We start from the raw sequence: 17418 nt of genomic DNA on the forward strand, positions 1-17418 counted from the left end.
TTCGTGGTGCACCTGAACTACAAGAATCCCTGGCTGTCGCCCTACGACGAGTTCCAGCGCTTCAAACATCATCCGGAGATCGCGCCGCACCTGGCCGGCGGCCGGCGGATCGCCTACGGCGCGCGGGCGATCAGCGAGGGCGGACTGCAATCGACCCCCAAGCTGACCTTCCCGGGCGGCGTCCTGCTCGGCGACAGCGCCGGCTTCGTCAACGTGCCGCGTATCAAGGGCAGCCACAACGCCATGAAGAGCGGCATGCTGGCCGCCGAGGCCGCCTTCGCCGCGATCCAGGCCGGCCGTGCGGGCGACGAGCTGACCGCCTACACCGAGGCGTTCGACTCCTCGTGGGTGAAGCGCGAACTGAACCTTGTCCGCAACGCCAAGCCGCTGCTCTCCAAGTTTGGCACGGCGCTCGGCGGGGCGCTGTCGATGTTCGACATGTGGAGCACCAGCCTGCTCGGCGGCGCCTCCCTGTTCGGCACGATGAAGCACGGCAAGAGCGACGCCGAGTCCACCGGCCTGGCCAAGGACTACAGGCCGATCGTCTATCCGAAACCGGACGGCGTCCTGAGCTTCGACAAGCTCTCCAGCGTCTTCCTGTCGAACACCAACCACGACGAAAGCCAGCCGGCGCACCTGAAGCTGCGCGATCCGACCGTGCCGATCGACGTGAACCTTCCGAAGTACGGGGAGCCGGCGCGGCTCTACTGCCCGGCCGGGGTTTACGAGGTGCTGTACGACGAGGCCGGCGCCAACCCGCGGTTCCAGGTCAACTTCCAGAACTGCGTCCACTGCAAGACCTGCGACATCAAGGATCCGTCGCAGAACATCGACTGGACGACGCCTCAGGGCGGCGACGGGCCAAACTATCCCAACATGTAAGCGGACGGCGGCGGCGAAACCGGCGGAGCTTGCGGCCGGGGCCAGAAGGTCCGAAGGTCGCCGGATGCGCCGCCTTCTCCTCGCCGCCCCGCTTCTCTTGCTTGCCGCCTGCGCGGGGGCCCGGTCCGAGGGCCCGCCGCCAACGGCCGCCGCCGCCGAGGGATTCGGCGCCTCGCCCTACGGCATGTTCCTGGCCGGTCAGGCCGCGCTGAACGATGGGCGCAGCGTCGAGGCGGCGCGCTATTTCGAGCAGGCCAGCGCCTATCCCGACACCGACGGCGTGGTCGCCGAGCGGGCGTTCTCCGCCGCCGTGCTGGCGGGCGACATCGAGCGGGCCGTGACCCTTGCGCCGCAGGGCCCGGACGTATCCGAGGCCACCAAGCGGCTGGCCGCCCTGACGAACGCCGTCGAGGCGATCGCCGACGGCCGCGGCAAGGCGGCCCAGGACCTGCTGTCGGGCGAGGCGATCGGCTTTCCGCACCGGCCGGTCGCCGCCCTGCTTGCCCCGTGGGCCGCCGCCCAGGCCGGCGACACCGAGGCGATGTTCGTCCGGCCGCAGGTCCGTGGCGACCGCGTGGTCGACTACTTCGGCCAGCTTGGTCGGGCGCAGCTCTTCGAGCGCGCCCGTCGCTTCGACGAGGCCGAGACGGATTACAAGGCGGCGAGCGCCTCGGCCGGCAGCGAGATGTCGATCCTCGCCTACGGCGCCTTCCTCGAGCGGCAGAGCCGACGCAAGGAGGCGGTGGAGCTCTACGACACCCTTATAGCCGCCGGTTCCGACGGCGTGCGGCTGACGGAGGCCCGGGCCCGCGCCACGGCAGGCCGAAAGGCGCCGGCCCTGCCGAGCCTGAAAGAGGGCGCCGCCCAGGCGCTGCTGGCCCCCGCCGCCACCATGCTGCAGGCCCGCCAGACGCAACTGGCGCTGCTCTATCTGCGCCTGGCGCTGCGGCTCGATCCGAAGCGCGACGAGGCCTGGGTCATGCTCGGCGACGTCATGCAGGCGGCCGGAGACGCGGACGCGGCCCGCGCCGCCTATGCGCGGCTGAAGCCGGGTTCGCCGGAGTACGCCTCGGCCCAAGCCAAGCTGGCCTGGACCTATCAGAGCGCCAAGGATCCGGAGACGGCCCTGAAGCTTGCGCGGGCCGCCGCCGCGACCGGCGACGTCGAGGCGCGGGTCAATCTCGCGGATCTGCTGCGCGCCGACGAGCGGCACGCCGAAGCGGTGGCGGTGCTGAATGACCTGATCGGCGAGGCCAAGACGCCGGATTGGCGCTTGCATTACGCCCGCGGCGTCGCCCTGGAGCGGCTCGGCCGCTGGCCCGAGGCCGAAAACGATCTGACGGCGGCCCTGAAAGCCCGTCCCGACGAGCCGGAGCTGCTCAACTACCTCGGCTACAGCTGGATCGACCGCGGCGAGCGCCTCGCCGAAGCCCTGGCCATGGTCGAGAAGGCGGTCGCCGCCAATCCGCGCTCCGGCGCCATGGTCGATTCCCTCGGCTGGGCCCATTACCGCATGGGCGACTACAAGAAGGCCGTGGAGACCCTTGAGCGCGCGGTCGGGCTCGAGGCCGGCGATCCGGAGATCAACAACCACCTCGGCGACGCCTACTGGATGGTCGGCCGCAAGGACGAGGCGGTGTTCCAGTGGCGGCGGGTGCTGACCCTCGATCCGGAGGACAAGATCCGCGCCGACGCCGAGTCCAAGATCGCCTCCGGGCTGGGCCCGACCCGGAAGATCGCCGTCCAGTGAGCCCGTCGCCGCGCTCCGCGCCGGCGCCCGCCAAGGTCAACCTCTTCCTCCATGTCGGCGGACCTGGCGATGACGGCTATCACCCGATCTGCAGCCTGATGGCCTTCGCCGACGTCGGCGACGTTGTCACGGTGGAGCCCGGCGAGCGGTTGAGCCTGCGCCTCAAGGGGCCGTTTTCGGCGAACCTTGGGGCGGGGGACGACAACCTCGTCCTGCGCGCGGCGCGAGCGCTCTGCGCCGGCGGTCCGGAGCCCGCCCTCGGGCTCGTTCTTGACAAGCAGCTGCCGGTCGCCGCCGGCCTCGGCGGCGGGTCGAGCGATGCGGGGGCGGCCCTGCGCCTGCTGCGCGATCTCGTCGGCCGGCGGATTACGGACGGCGAGCTGGAGGCCACCGCCGGCTCGCTGGGGGCCGATGGCGCGGCCTGCCTTTGGGCCCGGACGGTGGTAGCCGAAGGGCGGGGCGAGCGGCTCTCGGCTGCGCCCGGCCTCCCGCTTCTGCCTGCGGTGCTGGTCAATCCGTCCGTCCCGGTCTCGACGCCCGCGGTCTACCGGCGCTTCGACGACCGAGGTGCGTTCGGCGATGTGGCTCCACCGTCGGCGCCGTCGGCCTTTGCGACCGCGGCAGCGGCGGCGGCCTGGCTCGGCGGCCAGCGCAACGACCTCGAAGCGGCGGCCGTCGACGTTGAGCCCCGCGTCGGCGAGGTGCTTGCGGCGCTGAAGGCCGAACCCGAGACCCTGCTGGCGCGTGTGTCCGGCTCCGGCGGCACCTGTTTCGCCCTGTGCGCCGAGGAGGGTGAAGCGAAACGCCTGGCGGCGCGGATCGCCGCGGCGCAGCCCGGCTGGTGGGTCCAGCCGTGCCGACTCGGGGCGCCTGCCGCCTAGTAGTGGTAGGCGCGCTCGCCGTGCTCGACGATGTCCAGGCCCTCGTGCTCGGTCTCCTCGTCGACCCGCAGGCCGAGGGCGAACTTGATGCCGAAGAAGACGATGGCCGAGGCGACAGCCGACCAGGCAATGGCGACACCGACGCCTTGCAGTTGGGCGAGCAGCTGCGGGCCGAGGTCGTAGGCTGCCAAGTCGCAGGTCGAGATGTCGCCGTCCGCCGCACACGTCGCATAGTCGATGACCCCGGCGCCGCCCCAGGCGGGGTTGACCAGCAGGCCCGTGGCCAACGCCCCGATCACGCCGCCGGCGCCGTGGATGCCGAAGGCGTCCAGGCTGTCGTCATACTTCAGCGCCATCTTGATGGTCGAGCAGAACAGCACGCAGATCGGCGAGACCACGAGCCCGAGCAGCAGCGAGCCGAGAGGACCCGCGAAGCCGGCTGCCGGCGTGACCGCCACCAGGCCGGCGACAAGGCCGGACGCAAGGCCCAGCATCGAGGCCTTCTTTCGCAGCACCCATTCGGTGATCGTCCAGGAGAGGCCGGCGGCGGCCGTCGCGACGAAGGTGTTGACCATGGCCAGGGCCGCCGCGCCGGTGGCCTCCAGGTTGGAGCCGGCGTTGAAGCCGAACCAGCCGACCCACAACAGGCCGGCGCCGACCAGGGTGAGGGTCATCGAGTGCGGCGGCGTCGGCCCCTGATAGCCGCGCCGCGGCCCAAGGATGATCGCGCCGACCAGGGCCGCGACCCCGGCGTTGATGTGCACGACCGTGCCGCCCGCGAAGTCGAGGGCGCCGAGACTCCAGATCAGCCCGGCCCGCACCGGATTCTCAGGTGCAGCGGCGATGGCGTCGGGCCCCGCCCACCACCAGACCATGTGGGCGAGGGGGTAATAGGAAAGCAGCGGCCAGAACACCGCAAAGGCCAGGACCGCGGCGAACTTCATCCGCTCGGCGACGCCGCCCAGCACGATGGCCGCGGCGATGGCGGCGAACGTCATCTGGAAGGCGATGAATGCGAACTCAGGGATCACGACGCCGGTCGAGAAGGTCGCCGCCGTCGACGCCGGGGTGACGCCCAGCAGTCCCACCCGAGAAACCCCGCCGATCACCGCATCCGCCACACCGCCGTCGGTGAAGGCCAGGCTGTAGCCCCAGAGCACCCAGCCGATCATGCCGACGACCGTCACCGTCGAGGTCTGCATCAGCATCGAGAGCATGTTCTTCTGACGGACGAGACCGCCGTAGAACAGCGCCAGTCCGGGCAGGATCATGAGCAGCACCAACAGCGTCGAGACCATCATCCACGCTGTGTCGCCCTTTTCCGGAGCAGGCCCGGCCTGCGCGAGGACCGGAGAGGCGGCGGAAAGGGCCAGGAGGGCGACGGTCAGGCTGACGCGAGTGCGGATCATGCCTCGCCGCTAGCATTGAGCGCCGCAATCCCAAATGGCCCGGTGTTCCAGCCGCCGGCGTGCTCGCGTCGGCGCCCGCTCTTCAGGCGCCAATGCTGCGCGGCGCCTAAAACTTGGGCTTGACGACGGTGTTCACGAAGCCGTGAGAGCGGCAACGCCGACCTTCGCCGTGCGTATGGGCCGCAAGCCTCCGCGCGCTCGGGCAGGAACTTCGCCAAGGGGCGGGGCTTTCAACGGACGTCACACGAGGAGTGAAGACCATGAAGCTCAACCATCTGCTCACCGCCGCCGCCGCCTGCGCCCTGATCGGCGGCGCCGCCTACGCCCAGGAATCCACTGTCGGCGCCACCACCGGCACGCAAAACCACAACGAAGGCTCGACGACCGGCGACAGCACCATGTCGCGCTCCGGCACGACGAGCAGCTCGACCGACATGTCGGTCGGCGCCAGCACCACCATGAGCACCGACGCCGCCACGGCGTCGACCGATGCCTCGTCGACGTCGAGCACCAGCATGGCCGGCGGCGCGACCGTCACCACGACCACCGTGACCAACGGCCCGGTTCCGGACACCGCTGAGAACCGCGCCCGGTTCGGCGGCCCGATGTCGCGCGCCGGCCAGCGGACCGCCGCCGCCGGCAACTGATCGGACATACCGCGCCCAAACAAACGGGCGGCGGCTTGAAGCCAAGGTCGGCGGGCCCTATGGTCCGCCGACTTTTTTTGCGCCTGCGAACGGCCCTGATTTTCATGCCTGACAAGCCGCTATCGTTTCAGGGTCTGATCCTGAAATTGCACGACTATTGGAGCCAGCAGGGCTGCGCGATCCTGCAGCCGTACGACGTCGAGGTGGGGGCAGGGACCCTGTCGCCGATGACCGTGCTGCGCACGCTCGGGCCGAATCCCTGGAAGGTCGCCTACGTCCAGCCGTCCCGCCGGCCGGCCGACGGCCGCTATGGCGAGAACCCGAACCGGCTTCACCAACATCACCAGTACCAGGTGATCCTGAAGCCGAACCCGGAGAACCTCCAGGACCTATACCTCGGCTCGCTCAAGGCGATCGGCATCGATCCTCAGCTCCACGACCTGCGCTTCGTCGAAGACGATTGGGAAAATCCGACCGTGGGCGCGTGGGGCCTCGGCTGGGAGGTCTGGTGCGATGGGATGGAGGTCACGCAGTACACCTACTTCCAGCAGGTCGGAGGCCTGGACGTGTTTCCGGTGGCCGGGGAGCTGACCTACGGCCTGGAGCGGCTCAGCCTCTACCTGCAGGACAAGGACAGCGTCTACGACTTGGATTTCAATGACGAATTCAAGTACGGCGACATCTACCTGCCGAACGAGCAGCAGTTCTCCGCCTTCGAGCTGGAGGCCGCTGACGTCGCCACCTGCAAGCGGCAGTTCGAGGACATGGAGCGCGAGGTTCCCCGCATCCTCAGCCACCGCGGACGCCAGGGGCAGCCGCTGGCCCTGCCGGCCTACGACCACGTCCTGAAGGCCAGCCACCTGTTCAACATCATGGACGCGCGCGGCGCCATCGCTGTCGCCGAGCGCCAGAGCTACATCGGCCGCATCCGCGACCTGACAAAGATGTGCGCCGAGGCCTGGATCGAGAGTCAGGCGGAGGCGAAGGCCTAAGTCATGCCTCAGCTTCTGCTCGAACTTTTCTCCGAAGAGATTCCCGCCCGCATGCAGGCCCAGGCGGCCCGCGACCTGGAGCGCATGGCGCGCGAGAAGCTCGCCGCCGAAGGCCTGCTGCCCGAGGCGCTGGCCGCCTTCGCCGGCCCGCGCCGCCTGACCCTCGTCGCCGAGGGACTGCCGGCCGCCCAACCCGAGCGTCATGAGGAACGCAAGGGCCCCCGCACCAACGCTCCGGAACAGGCGCTGGAAGGCTTCCTGCGCGCCACCGGCCTGACGCGCGACCAGCTGATCGAGCGCGACGGCGTCTTCTTCGCCCACCTGCACAAGGCCGGACGCCCGACGCCGGAGATCGTCGCAGAGATGGTCGAGGCCATCGTCCGCGGCTTCCCCTGGCCGAAGTCAATGATCAGCGGGACCAGCCGCCTGCGCTGGGTTCGACCGCTGAAGCGCATCCTTTGCGTCTTCGATCGCGAGATCGTGCCGCTGGAGATCGACGGCATCGTCTCCGGGGACCTCACCGAGGGCCACCGGTTCATGGGCTCGCGCCAGTCCTTCCGCGCCCGCGATTTCGACGAGTATCGCGACGGCCTGCTGAAGAACGGCGTCGTCCTCCAAGCCGACGAGCGCAAGGCGCGCATCGTCGAGCAGGCCCGCACCCTGTGCTTCGCCCGCAATCTAGAGCTCGTCGAAGACGATGGCCTGCTGGAAGAGGTCGCCGGCCTCGCCGAATGGCCGACGCCGGTCATGGGCGACATGGACCCAGCCTTCCTGGACCTTCCACCGGAGGTGATCCGCACCTCGATGCGGGTCCACCAGCGCTATTTCGCCGTCCGCGATCCGGCCAGCGGCAACCTCGCGCCGCACTTCATCACCGTCGCCAATATCGAGGCGACCGACGGCGGCCGCATCATCGCCGCCGGCAACGCCAAGGTTCTGTCGGCGCGCCTGTCCGACGCGCGGTTCTTCTGGACAGAGGACCAGCGGACGAAGCTTGCCGACCGGCTGGAGAAGCTGAAGGGCGTCACCTTCCACGCCAAGCTCGGCACGATGCATGACCGGGTCGAGCGGATCGCCGCCCTGGCGGGCCAGCTTGCGCCGTATCTTCGTGACGACGCCGAGACCAAGGCCAAGGCGGTCGAGGCGGCGCGCCTGGCCAAGGCGGACCTCGTGTCCGGCATGGTCGGCGAGTTCCCGGAATTGCAGGGCGTGATGGGCGGCTATTACGCCGACAAGGAGCACCTGGACCCCGAGATCGCCGACGCCATCCGCCTGCACTACAAGCCGCAGGGCCCGAGCGACGCCGTGCCGGTGCAGGTGGTGGCCGCCTCGGTCGCCGTGGCCGACAAGCTCGACACCCTCATCAGCTTCTTCGGCATCGACGAAAAGCCGACCGGCAGCCGCGACCCCTATGCCCTGCGCCGCGCGGCGCTCGGCGTCATCCGCATACTGCTGCAGACGCGCACGCGCCTGCCGCTTCGCAGCTTCTGCTCCGAGGATCTGCTGGCCTTCTTCGCCGACCGTCTGAAGGTGCAGCTTCGCGACCAGGGCCAGCGGCACGATCTCGCTGACGCCGTCCTGGCGCTCGGCGACGACGATCTGGTGCGGATCGTGGCGCGGGTCGAGGCGCTGGCCGCCTTCCTCGCCTCCGAGGACGGCACAAACCTGCTGGCCGGCTACAAGCGCGCTGTGAACATCCTCAAGGCCGAGGAGAAGAAGGGCCCGCTGCCGTCGGGCGCGCCGACCGCCATGGCCGGCGCCTCATCGGAAGAAGCCGGGCTCGTCGCGCGCCTCACCGATCTCGAAGGTCAACTGGACGAGGCGCTTGGCCGCGAGGACTTCGCGGCCGCGATGCAGGCGCTGGCCGCGCTTCGCGCCCCGGTCGACGCCTTCTTCGACAAGGTGCTGGTGAATTCAGACGTCGCCGCGGAACGCGAGAACCGCTTGCGGCTTCTGGTGCAGGTTCGCGACGCCATGGGGCGTGTCGCGGACTTCTCTCAGGTTACGGGTTGATCCTGGCTTCAGGCCGGGAAGACGGAGATTTGGACGGATGGCGGGCGATACGATGGTGAAGACGCGGTGGGTCTACGCCTTCGGGGGCGGGAGCGCTGACGGCGACGCCGCGATGAAGAACCTGCTCGGAGGCAAGGGCGCCAACCTCGCCGAGATGTCGTCGCTCGGCCTGCCCGTGCCGCCGGGCTTCACCATCACGACGGAAGCCTGCGTCCACTACTATTCCAACGAGCGGCAATATCCCGCCGACCTGCAGGAGCAGGTCGCCGCAGGGCTAAAGCGGGTCGAAGAGCAGACCGGCAAGCAGTTCGGCGACGCCGCCAACCCGCTGCTGGTTTCGGTCCGTTCCGGCGCGCGCGCCTCGATGCCCGGGATGATGGACACCGTCCTAAACCTCGGCCTCAACGACCAGACCGCCGAGGGCCTGGCTAAGCTGGCCGGGGACCGCCGCTTCGCCTTCGACAGCTATCGCCGGTTCATCCAGATGTATTCGGCCGTCGTGCTCGGCCTCGACCACCACATGTTCGAGGAGATCCTGGACGATCACAAGGACCGGCTCGACGCCTACGTCGACACGGCCCTCAGCGCAGAGGATTGGGAAGCGGTCGTCGCCGACTACAAGGCGGCGGTGGAGAGGGAACTCGGCAAGCCGTTCCCGCAGGATCCGCACGCCCAGCTGTGGGGCGCCATCGGCGCGGTGTTCGCCAGCTGGATGAACGATCGGGCCAAGTTCTATCGCCGGATGCACGACATCCCGGAAAGCTGGGGCACGGCGGTCAACGTGCAGTCGATGGTGTTCGGCAACATGGGCGAGACCTCGGCGACCGGTGTCGCCTTCACGCGCAATCCGTCGACCGGCGAGAACCGGCTGTACGGCGAGTTCCTGATCAACGCCCAGGGCGAGGACGTCGTCGCCGGCATCCGCACGCCGCAGGCGCTGACCCGCGCGGCGCGCGAGGAGATGGGCGAGAAGAACCCGTCGATGGAAGAGGCGATGCCGGAGGTGTTCGCCCAGTTCAAGGCGGTGATCGAGCGGCTCGAGACTCACTACCGCGATATGCAGGATATCGAGTTCACGGTCGAGCGCGGCCGGCTCTACATGCTGCAGACCCGCAACGGCAAACGCACCGCCAAGGCGGCGCTGAAGGTTGCCGTCGACCTCGCTTCGGAGGGGCTGATCAGCAAGGAAGAGGCGGTGATGCGCGTCGAGCCCGGCAGCCTCGACCAGCTCCTGCACCCGACCATCGATCCGGCCAGCCCGCGCGATGTCATCGCGAGCGGTCTGCCGGCTTCCCCCGGAGCGGCGACCGGGAAGGTCGTCTTCACCGCCGAGGAGGCCGAGCGCCTCGGCGCCGCCGGCGAGGCGGTGATCCTGATGCGCGAGGAGACCAGCCCCGAGGACATCCGCGGCATGGACGCGGCCCGCGGCATCGTCACCGCCCGCGGCGGCATGACCAGCCACGCCGCCGTCGTCGCCCGTGGCATGGGCCGCCCCTGCGTCTCCGGCGCCGGCGAGCTGCGCATCGACCAGAAAGCGCGCGAGTTCCACTGCCGCGGTCGCACCTTCAAGGCCCACGACATCATCACCATCGACGGCTCGACCGGCGAAGTGCTGTCGGGCGCGGTGAAGATGGTCGAGCCGGAGCTCTCGGGCGATTTCGCCACGCTGATGGGCTGGGCCGACGGCGTGCGCAGGCTCAAGGTCCGCGCCAATGCCGAGACCTCGCTCGACGCGCGCACCGCCCGCCAGTTCGGCGCCGAGGGCATTGGCCTTTGCCGTACAGAGCACATGTTCTTCGATCCGGACCGGATCGCCGCCGTGCGCGAAATGATCCTGGCCGACGACGAGGCTGGCCGCCGGGCCGCGCTGGCCAAGATCCTGCCGATGCAGCGTCAGGACTTTGTCGAGTTGTTTGACATCATGGAGGGCCTGCCGGTCACCATCCGGCTGCTCGACCCGCCGCTGCACGAGTTCCTGCCGCACACCGACGCCGACCTTGTGGCCCTCGCCGAGGCCACCGGCGTCGATCCGCAGAAACTGGCTCGCCGCGCCAAGGAGCTGCACGAGGTGAACCCCATGCTGGGCCACCGTGGCTGCCGTCTGGGCGTCGCTTATCCCGAAATCTACGAGATGCAGGTGAGGGCCATCGTCGAGGCCGCCTGTGAGGTCGCGAAGGCTGGCCGCCCGGCCCCGATCCCGGAGATCATGCACCCGCTGGTCGCCAAGGGCGAGGAGATGAAGTTCCTGCGCCAACTGACGGATCGCACGGCGAAAACCGTGATTGAGGAGCAGGGTGTCGAGATCCGCTACATGGTCGGCACCATGGTCGAACTGCCGCGCGCGGCCATCCGCGCCGGCGACCTGGCCGAGACCGCCGAGTTCTTCTCCTTCGGCACCAATGACCTGACGCAGACGACGTTCGGCATCAGCCGCGACGACAGCGGCCGGTTCCTCAACGCCTATATCGAGAAGGGCATCTTCGAGAAGGACCCGTTCGTCAGCATCGACCAGGACGGCGTCGGCGACCTGATCCGCATCGCCGCTGAGCGCGGCCGCGTCGTGCGGCCCGACGTCAAGCTCGGCATCTGCGGCGAGCACGGCGGCGATCCGGCCTCGATTCAGTTCTGCGAAGAAATCGGCCTCGATTACGTGAGCTGCTCGGCCTACCGGGTGCCGATCGCCCGCCTGGCCGCCGCCCAGGCGGCCATCGGCGAGCGCGAGAAGGACCGCTAGCCGCCCGCCAGGAGGTGATAACCGCCGAAGCCCAGGCCTCCGGCGACGATCACCAGGGCGATCAGCACCAGCAGTCCGTCCCGCGCGACGAGCGCCAGGCCGAAGGTCGCCACCGCCAGCGCGGGCACGAAGGCGACGAACGGCAGCAGCTCCAGCGGCGGCGTCGCCAGCGCCGCCAGAATGCACACTGCCGCCACCATCCGGTCGGCCCAAGGGCGGGTGAGGATCGACAGCCGCGGCTTCACGAGGCGGTCGACGAGGCGGGCAGGCCGGCGGCTGATGCTCGCCGCCTTGCGCACCCGCTCGGCCTTCAGTGACAGCTTCTCAAGGGCCCGCGGGATCCACACCGCCTCGCGGCCGAACAGGAGCTGGACGGCGACCAGGAAGGTGATAGTCGCGATGATCGTCGGGGCCGTCGGCACGGCCGAGACGGGCGTCATCCCGAGAAGCCCGGTGAGCAGCAGCAGCGGCCCGAACGAGCGCTTGCCCACCGTCTCCATGATCTCGCCGACCGACACCTTCGCGCCTTTGGAATCGGCGGCGCGATCCAGCTTCGACAGCAGGTCTTCGAGGTTCTTGGGCTCGTCGTCGGCCATCTCCGCCTCTCTCGCGTGACGCCCGAAACGCGCAGGCCGCCGATTTGATCACCGCCGTTAGTGGCCCTGTGGCCCGCAAACCACACTCGTATGGCGGCGGACACACCGGCTGCGAACCCTCCCGGACACCTCGCGTTTGCTCCCCCAACCCGAGGGCTCGGGTGGCTGTTCGCGTATCTGAGTGGAGTTCAACATCATGAAAATGCTTCTCGCGGCAGCTTCGGTGGCCGCCATCGCCCTCGTCCTTCCGGCCGCCGCCCACGCCCAGTCCACGGGGGCTTACGGCTCGCTCGGCTATGCCCACGCGAACGGCGGCGTCGCCGACGTCGGGGCCCTGCAAGGCCGTCTCGGCTATCGCGCAAACACTTGGCTGGGCATCGAAGGCGAGGGCGCGTTCGGCGTGAAGAAGGACGAGGTCGACGTGGGCGGCGTTCCGGTCGACGTGAAGCTGAAGCGCCAGCTTGGTATCTATGGCGTTGGCTTCGCCCCGCTGTCGGAGAACACCGACCTCTTGGCCCGCATCGGCTACGGCCACACCAAGATCGGCGCGTCGGGCGGAGGCTTCTCCGCCAGCGAGGGCGGCGATTCCTTCAACTTCGGCGTCGGCGCCCAGCACCACTTCGATGGCCAGAACGGCGTGCGCATCGACTGGACCCGCCACGACTTCCGCGACGACGGCGCCGGCCATGCCGACGTCTGGTCGATCGCCTACACGCGCCGGTTCTGATCGCGCCCGATCGACACTGCGTGAGCCCCCTGCCTTCGGGTGGGGGGCTTCTTCTTGACCTGCCGCTCAATTCACGGCCAGCTAGCTCCCGAGAGGGACGCCTTGCTGCCTGCCGATTTCACGCAACTCGCGATGACCGGCTTCGCCACCATCATGCTGGTGGGGGCGACGGCGTGGGCCAGCCTCTCCAAGCCGAAGCCACCGCTCAACGAGACCCGCGCCCGGGCGCTGTTCGACGAGATTTTCCCCGAACGCCGCCTGGACGCGGTCTGGGTGGCCGCCGATGGGAAGGGGGCGATGGCCAAGTCCGGCGCCTTGGCGCTGGTGCTTTGCGCCGTCGGCGAGCAGTTCGTCGGGCGGCGTCTGCCCTGGGCCTCGGCCCTCGCGGGCGCGTTCCGCACCGGTCAGATCAGCGTCGACCTGACCGACCTTTCCGAGCCGCCGGCGATCCTGGCCTTGCAAGCCCTGCCGATCTACGCCGGCAAGACGGCCGCTTAGGGCGTTTAGTCCCGCAACAGCGGCAGCGGGAGGCCGGACACCGGTCGCGCCGCCAACAGTTCGCGCCGGAACCGGAACAGCTCGGCCGGCCGCCCCCCCGTCTCGGAGTCCATCCGCCCCAGTCCCTCGACCAGGCCGGTCCGCTCCAGCGTGCGGCGGAAGTTCTGTTTGTGCAGGGTTACGCCGGCGATCGCCTCCACGGCGCGTTGCAGCGCCGACAGGGTGAAGGCCTCCGGCATCAGCTCGAACACCACCGGCCGGTATTTGATCTTACCGCGCAGGCGCGACAGGGCCGTCGCCAGGATGCGCCGGTGATCGGAGATCATCGGTTCGCCGGCCGCGGGCAGGGCGGCCGCCGCTTCGCCCCGGTCGCGGGCGGCTTCCTGCACCAGCCCGGCCTCGTAGAGCAGCTCATAGCGCTCGAGCACCCGCTCCTCGTTCCACGGCGCGTCGTCGAGGGCGAACAGCAGGCGGGCGCGGGCCAGTCGGTCGGGCGTGGTCGCCCAGGCGCGCAGCGCCGTCTCGATCGGCCGCAAGGCGGTCGGCCGACCGTCGCGCCAGTCCTCGTAGGGAAAGAAGCGGTTCCAGGGCTGCCAGCCCGAGGCCGCCGAATGACTGTCGAGCGCGCCGGGCGCCAGGCCGAGATAGCCGACCGAGATCACCCGCGCCGACCCGGCGCCCATGTCGGCCAGAGGGGCGTCGCGGCCTTTGTCTCCAAATGTGTAGAGCTGTTCCACATAGCCGAGATCGAACCGGGTCTGCTCGGTCACGAAGGCGCGCAGCGCCAGCTCGAAGGTTCGTCGGCCGGCGGGGTCGAAAGGTCCGAACGGCAGGCCCTGCAACTCCTGGCCCGGCGGCCGGACAGTCAGCGCCACGGCCTCCCCGTCGCGGATCGCCATCACCACGGCCGACAGGCCGATGACCACCGGCACGCTCACGCCGTCACTCCGTGTCGAACGCGGCCTGTCCGGGCGTATAGCCGGCGGCTTCGGACAGGAGGTGGAACCGCTGCACATAACGCTCCTGCGCCACGGACGCCGGCCAGGGGTCGATGTGCAGGAGGTAGCCCGGCGGCGGGGCGTCGAAGAAATCCAGCGCCTCGGCATGGGTAAAGCCGGCGAGCTGCGTCGCCTCGAAGAAGGCGCACGCCCGGTCGGCCTGCTTGATCAGCCGCTTCACGTCCGGCGGCGTCTTGGCCGGCAGACCGAAGCGGATGTGGATCGCGGTCTCCAGCCGGTCCTCGAAGGTCCGGTAGTCCACGCCGAGCGCCGCCTTGAACGGCGAGATCATGTCGCCGATCACATATTCGGAGGCGTCATGCAGCAGCGCCGAGAGGCGCCAGCGCGGTTCGATCTCCGGCCGGATGTGGGCGACGATCTCCTCGACGACGATCGAATGCTGGGCGACCGAGAAGGCGTGCTCGCCGACCGTCTGCCCGTTCCACCGCGCGACCCGCGCCAGGCCGTGGGCGATGTCCTCGATCTCGATGTCCATCGGCGAAGGGTCGAGCAGGTCGAGCCGACGCCCCGACAGCATCCGCTGCCAGGCGCGAGGTGCGGCCTTGGCGCGACGAACCCCTTTGCTCACAGCGCGTTCCTTCATGGCTCAGCCTGGTGAACTGCGCCACCGACTGAAAAATATCAATGCGGGCGTGTGGCCTTGGGTCCAAGCTGCGCAATGAGAGAGGACGTGAAAGGGACGCAGATGAGCTGGGCCCGGATCATGGCGCCGCTGTCAGGCGGCCAGGGCGACGCTGAAGCGCTGGCCGCGGCGGTGATGCTGGCCGAGCCGTTCGGCGCGGAGGTCGCCGGCGTCTACACGCCGGCCGATGTCGCCGATGTCATGCCCTGGACGGGCGAGGGCCTGCTCGGCGGCGTTCAGACCGCGGCGCTGGACGCGCTGCGCGAAGCCGCCGCAATCGGCGAGCGAAATGCCCGCTTCGCCTTTGAGCGCGTCGCCTATCCCAAGCAACGGTTTGCCGCCTTGCAGACCCCTGTGTGGGCGGGCCTTTCGGCCGAGAGCCGCCTCTCCGACGTGGTCGTCTTCACTTCCGACGCGGCCCGCGGCCGCGGCGCCCTTGCAGGGTCGTTCCAGCAGATCGTCGCCGACGAGCAGCGGCCGGTGCTGATCGCCCGGCCGGGCCTCAAGGTCGGCGGCGTCGTCGCCGTGGCCTGGGAAGGCGGCAAGGAAGCCAGCCGGGCGGCGCGCCTGGCCTTGCCGCTGCTGGAAAAGGCCAGCCAGGTGGTCATCCTCTCGGCCCCGAAAGCCAGCGCCCGCAGCTTCGACCCGTCCCGGCTGCAGGCCTATTACGCCGCCCGTGGACTCGAAGCGGCGGTCGAGGTGCTTCCGGACCACGGCGACGCCGCGCCTGCGCTGCTGGCGGCTTCGCAAAAGTTAGGCGCCGACATCCTTGTCGCCGGCGCCTTCGGCCATCCGCGGCTTCAGGAGTTTATATTTGGCGGGGCGACGCGCACGCTGCTCGGCGCCGACGCCCCATCGCTGTTCTTGTCCCACTGAGCTTGAGGAACACCATGACCCTGTCGCGCATCGTCATGCGGCTCGCCCGCAACCCTGGCACGGAGTTCGCCGGCGGCGACGACCATCGCGGCTATTCCCTGACCGCGCCCCTGACCGACGACGGGCACCTGGACGAGGCGGCCTATGCGAAGTCGCGGGACGCCTGCACCGTGCGCCGCTTCTCGCCGGACGAGGATCCGACCGACGGGCGCCTCAACCGCCGCGGTCCACGCTGGTTCTTCGATTACGAGGAAGATGACGCCGCCGACGACGAGCCGGTGCACCGCCTGGGCGACCATCGGTTCGCGGTCGGCGAGTACGTCACCATCACCGACGAGGACGGCCGGCCCCTGACCTACAAGGTGGTTGAGGTTCAGCCGGCCGGCTGAGGCGGCTCAGACCCCGCCGTTGCGACGGACCAGGCGCTCGACGTCCTTGCGCAGATCGTCGAGGTCGCCATCGCCGACGGCGGTCGCCACGGTGAGCGGCCCGGCTTTCGGGCCGGCCGCCTCATAGCCGACGACGCGCTCGCCCTCCGGCCGGTCCTCCGCCTTCACGAAGGTCGCCCTCAGGCCGCGCTTTTTGGGCGACAAGGATTCGCCCTTCAGCCGGACGTCGCGCACCACCCGAACGGTGGCGTCGTCGCCGCTCGCGTCGACCTTCACCGACCCGATCTCGACCTTGGCGTCATCGCCGTTGGCGGTCACGCGCAGGCCCGGCACATCGATATGAACTTCTTCGGACGCGTCGCTCGCAGGGCTTTCGGGTGCAGCACTCGACGCCGCATCGGCGCGCGCCTGGCGCGCCACCGCATCGGCCTCCGGGTGGGCGGCCGCCGCAGCCGCGGCGGGCCTGGCCGGGACCGGCGTGTTCAGCAGCTCGGCCTCGATCTGTGCCAGGGCCTGTTCAGGCCGGCCGCCGGTCGGGATCAGCCGCAGCTTCACCTCGACGCCGCCGTCGGCGCGATAGATGCAGGTCTTGCGGTCGGCGGAGATGGAGGCGCGGGTCAGGCCGCCCTCGGTCTGCGGACAGTCCAGGGTGGCGCGGGCCGGCGGCGGGCCGGCGGGCGCGCAGGCGCTCGCGGCGGCGGCCGCGAGGATCGCGGCGATGGCGGGCTTCATGCGAAAACTCCCTCTCGTCGCCGAGAGGGTGTCCTCGCCGCCCTGAAAGATCGAGTGAATTCGGCGTAAGGCCGCGGCGTCAGGAGTCCGGCTTGGCGCGCACTTCGCCGCCCCGATCTTCCGAATAGCCCATGCGCTTCAGGTCCTCGTCGCCGACGTTGCGAGCCTGGAAGTCGGTGAAGTCGTCCTCGCCGCCGGTCGCCAGATCGGCATCCCGCACCTCGTCCAGCCCTTCGATTTCGCTCAGCGACAGGGCGTCCTCGTCGATGCCGCGCGAGCCGGCTTCCGGGCCGAGGCCGTCGAGGTCGTCCTCGTGCTCTTCGTCGGCGGCGCGGTAGTCGAGCTCGTCGTCCTCCTCGAAGTCGCCGTCGTCGACGGCGTCCTCGTCGAACTCGTCGGCGTCCAGCGCCAATCCTTCGTCATCGTCGCGGTCGCCGACGCGCTGCATCATATCGAGCACGTCGGGCATCTCCTCGAAGGTCCGCATCTCCGCGCCGACCTCGAGCGGCGAGTCGCCGCCCAGCGACACCGAGCCCTCGCCGCCGACGGTCATGCTCTCGTCCAGCGCCTCGGCCTGGTCCTGCGGATCGTAGTCGTTGTCGCTGTCGAAGCGGGGCGTGGACATCGTTCGGGCTCCTTCACCAAGGCGGG

17 protein-coding genes are annotated in these 17418 nt (G+C 69.6%); 11 read left to right on the forward strand and 6 right to left on the reverse strand.

The window, feature by feature from the left end:
- The 3 genes from ACILRF_RS08035 to ACILRF_RS08045 all read left to right on the forward strand — a co-directional run.
- A partial coding sequence (locus ACILRF_RS08035) for an electron transfer flavoprotein-ubiquinone oxidoreductase (protein WP_395671765.1) occupies nt 1–882 on the forward strand: 882 nt, incomplete at its 5' end.
- Between the two features lie 64 nt (nt 883–946).
- Nucleotides 947–2632: a tetratricopeptide repeat protein gene (locus tag ACILRF_RS08040; protein ID WP_395671766.1), complete on the forward strand. Its 1686-nt coding sequence runs from the start codon at nt 947–949 to the stop codon at nt 2630–2632.
- Nucleotides 2629–3513, forward strand: coding sequence for a 4-(cytidine 5'-diphospho)-2-C-methyl-D-erythritol kinase (locus ACILRF_RS08045; RefSeq protein ID WP_395671767.1), 885 nt, complete (start codon nt 2629–2631; stop codon nt 3511–3513). Before ACILRF_RS08040 ends, ACILRF_RS08045 begins: the two co-directional genes overlap by 4 nt.
- Here ACILRF_RS08045 and ACILRF_RS08050 read toward each other — a convergent pair.
- On the reverse strand, nt 3510–4922 hold the full coding sequence (locus tag ACILRF_RS08050) for an ammonium transporter (protein WP_395671768.1): 1413 nt from the start codon (nt 4920–4922) through the stop codon (nt 3510–3512). The two genes, ACILRF_RS08045 and ACILRF_RS08050, sit on opposite strands and share 4 nt — an antisense overlap.
- Nucleotides 4923–5182: 260 nt before the next feature.
- Here ACILRF_RS08050 and ACILRF_RS08055 point away from each other — a divergent pair, with 260 nt between their 5' ends.
- The 4 genes from ACILRF_RS08055 (at nt 5183) to ppdK (ending at nt 11308) form a co-directional block, all read left to right on the forward strand.
- Nucleotides 5183–5569 carry a hypothetical protein gene (locus tag ACILRF_RS08055; RefSeq protein ID WP_395671769.1) on the forward strand — a complete coding sequence of 129 codons (387 nt, stop codon included), beginning with the start codon at nt 5183–5185 and terminating at the stop codon, nt 5567–5569.
- 104 nt (nt 5570–5673) lie between these two features.
- Complete coding sequence (locus ACILRF_RS08060) at nt 5674–6561, forward strand: glycine--tRNA ligase subunit alpha (protein ID WP_395671770.1); 888 nt, start codon at nt 5674–5676, stop codon at nt 6559–6561.
- 3 nt (nt 6562–6564) lie between these two features.
- A complete protein-coding gene (gene glyS / locus ACILRF_RS08065; RefSeq protein ID WP_395671771.1) occupies nt 6565–8574 on the forward strand; it encodes a glycine--tRNA ligase subunit beta in 2010 nt (669 codons plus the stop codon).
- 37 nt (nt 8575–8611) lie between these two features.
- Entirely contained in the window at nt 8612–11308 is a 2697-nt protein-coding gene (ppdK, locus tag ACILRF_RS08070) for a pyruvate, phosphate dikinase (protein WP_395671772.1), read from the forward strand.
- Here ppdK and ACILRF_RS08075 read toward each other — a convergent pair.
- On the reverse strand, nt 11305–11904 hold the full coding sequence (locus tag ACILRF_RS08075; RefSeq protein ID WP_395671773.1) for an exopolysaccharide biosynthesis protein: 600 nt from the start codon (nt 11902–11904) through the stop codon (nt 11305–11307). The two genes, ppdK and ACILRF_RS08075, sit on opposite strands and share 4 nt — an antisense overlap.
- 196 nt (nt 11905–12100) lie before the next feature.
- Between ACILRF_RS08075 and ACILRF_RS08080 the strand changes: the two genes are divergently transcribed.
- Both ACILRF_RS08080 and ACILRF_RS08085 read left to right on the forward strand, forming a co-directional pair.
- The gene (locus tag ACILRF_RS08080; RefSeq protein WP_395671774.1) at nt 12101–12631 is read left to right on the forward strand and encodes a porin family protein; all 531 of its coding nucleotides are present in this window, start codon (nt 12101–12103) and stop codon (nt 12629–12631) included.
- A gap of 102 nt (nt 12632–12733) precedes the next feature.
- Complete coding sequence (locus ACILRF_RS08085; RefSeq protein WP_395671775.1) at nt 12734–13129, forward strand: hypothetical protein; 396 nt, start codon at nt 12734–12736, stop codon at nt 13127–13129.
- Between the two features lie 5 nt (nt 13130–13134).
- On the opposite strand, the gene ACILRF_RS08090 is transcribed toward ACILRF_RS08085, so the two are convergent.
- Both ACILRF_RS08090 and ACILRF_RS08095 read right to left on the reverse strand, forming a co-directional pair.
- Complete coding sequence (locus tag ACILRF_RS08090; RefSeq protein ID WP_395671776.1) at nt 13135–14067, reverse strand: NrtR DNA-binding winged helix domain-containing protein; 933 nt, start codon at nt 14065–14067, stop codon at nt 13135–13137.
- A 4-nt stretch (nt 14068–14071) separates the two neighbouring features.
- Nucleotides 14072–14665: a YfbR-like 5'-deoxynucleotidase gene (locus ACILRF_RS08095; protein WP_395671781.1), complete on the reverse strand. Its 594-nt coding sequence runs from the start codon at nt 14663–14665 to the stop codon at nt 14072–14074.
- Nucleotides 14666–14833: 168 nt separating this feature from the next.
- Between ACILRF_RS08095 and ACILRF_RS08100 the strand changes: the two genes are divergently transcribed.
- Together ACILRF_RS08100 and ACILRF_RS08105 are read left to right on the forward strand one after the other, a co-directional pair.
- Entirely contained in the window at nt 14834–15646 is an 813-nt protein-coding gene (locus ACILRF_RS08100) for a universal stress protein (RefSeq protein WP_395671777.1), read from the forward strand.
- Between the two features lie 14 nt (nt 15647–15660).
- Nucleotides 15661–16035 (forward strand): hypothetical protein, encoded by a 375-nt coding sequence (locus ACILRF_RS08105; RefSeq protein ID WP_395671778.1) that lies wholly within the window; start codon nt 15661–15663, stop codon nt 16033–16035.
- 6 nt (nt 16036–16041) lie between these two features.
- Here the strand turns inward: ACILRF_RS08105 and ACILRF_RS08110 are convergent, their stop codons facing one another.
- Nucleotides 16042–16767, reverse strand: coding sequence for a hypothetical protein (locus ACILRF_RS08110; RefSeq protein ID WP_395671779.1), 726 nt, complete (start codon nt 16765–16767; stop codon nt 16042–16044).
- A 79-nt stretch (nt 16768–16846) separates the two neighbouring features.
- The coding region (locus tag ACILRF_RS08115) for a hypothetical protein (RefSeq protein WP_395671780.1) at nt 16847–17418 on the reverse strand (572 nt) is incomplete at its 5' end.

Source organism: Phenylobacterium sp., assembly GCF_044236515.1.
Taxonomy (GTDB): Bacteria; Pseudomonadota; Alphaproteobacteria; order Caulobacterales; family Caulobacteraceae; genus Phenylobacterium.

Coding starts and splice junctions, on each gene's coding strand:
- ACILRF_RS08080 (WP_395671774.1), top strand. CDS start 12,101: ATGAAAATGCTTCTCGCGGCAGCTTCGGTGGCCGCCATCGCCCTCGTC.
- ACILRF_RS08075 (WP_395671773.1), bottom strand. CDS start 11,904: ATGGCCGACGACGAGCCCAAGAACCTCGAAGACCTGCTGTCGAAGCTG.
- ppdK (WP_395671772.1), top strand. CDS start 8,612: ATGGCGGGCGATACGATGGTGAAGACGCGGTGGGTCTACGCCTTCGGG.
- ACILRF_RS08105 (WP_395671778.1), top strand. CDS start 15,661: ATGACCCTGTCGCGCATCGTCATGCGGCTCGCCCGCAACCCTGGCACG.
- ACILRF_RS08110 (WP_395671779.1), bottom strand. CDS start 16,767: ATGAAGCCCGCCATCGCCGCGATCCTCGCGGCCGCCGCCGCGAGCGCC.
- glyS (WP_395671771.1), top strand. CDS start 6,565: ATGCCTCAGCTTCTGCTCGAACTTTTCTCCGAAGAGATTCCCGCCCGC.
- ACILRF_RS08095 (WP_395671781.1), bottom strand. CDS start 14,665: ATGCTGTCGGGGCGTCGGCTCGACCTGCTCGACCCTTCGCCGATGGAC.
- ACILRF_RS08050 (WP_395671768.1), bottom strand. CDS start 4,922: ATGATCCGCACTCGCGTCAGCCTGACCGTCGCCCTCCTGGCCCTTTCC.
- ACILRF_RS08055 (WP_395671769.1), top strand. CDS start 5,183: ATGAAGCTCAACCATCTGCTCACCGCCGCCGCCGCCTGCGCCCTGATC.
- ACILRF_RS08060 (WP_395671770.1), top strand. CDS start 5,674: ATGCCTGACAAGCCGCTATCGTTTCAGGGTCTGATCCTGAAATTGCAC.
- ACILRF_RS08100 (WP_395671777.1), top strand. CDS start 14,834: ATGAGCTGGGCCCGGATCATGGCGCCGCTGTCAGGCGGCCAGGGCGAC.
- ACILRF_RS08040 (WP_395671766.1), top strand. CDS start 947: ATGCGCCGCCTTCTCCTCGCCGCCCCGCTTCTCTTGCTTGCCGCCTGC.